Origin of the sequence: Streptomyces sp. NRRL F-2664 (genome assembly GCF_000719345.1) — a bacterium.
Classification (GTDB): Bacteria; Actinomycetota; Actinomycetes; order Streptomycetales; family Streptomycetaceae; genus Streptomyces.
In genome coordinates this window covers 1-241 of the sequence record NZ_JOFX01000588.1, presented here as the reverse complement: position 1 = coordinate 241, position 241 = coordinate 1, and the positions used below count along the sequence as shown (strand labels likewise).

Here is a 241-nt window from a genome sequence, read left to right as displayed (position 1 = left end):
GTGTGCCGGATGCCGCGCCGTCGCAGGTGGCGACGGTTTTTGCGGGAGGTGTAGGCCTTGTCTGCCAGGACGTGATCCGGCCGTGTGCGGGGCCGGCCGACCCGGCTGCGCGGCACCGAGACCCGTTCCAGAACGCGCTCGCGCTGGGGGCCGTCGCCGTAGTGTCCAGGTGTCAGGACCAAGCTGAGGGGCCGGCACCGCCCGTCAGCGGCAAGGTGGACCTTGGTGGTGAAGCCGCCCC

Annotated in this window: 1 protein-coding gene; it reads right to left on the bottom strand. The window is 72.2% G+C overall.

Going from position 1 to position 241, the window contains the following annotated elements:
- A partial coding sequence (locus IF89_RS44325; RefSeq protein ID WP_158718191.1) for a transposase occupies nucleotides 1–241 on the bottom strand: 241 nt, incomplete at both ends.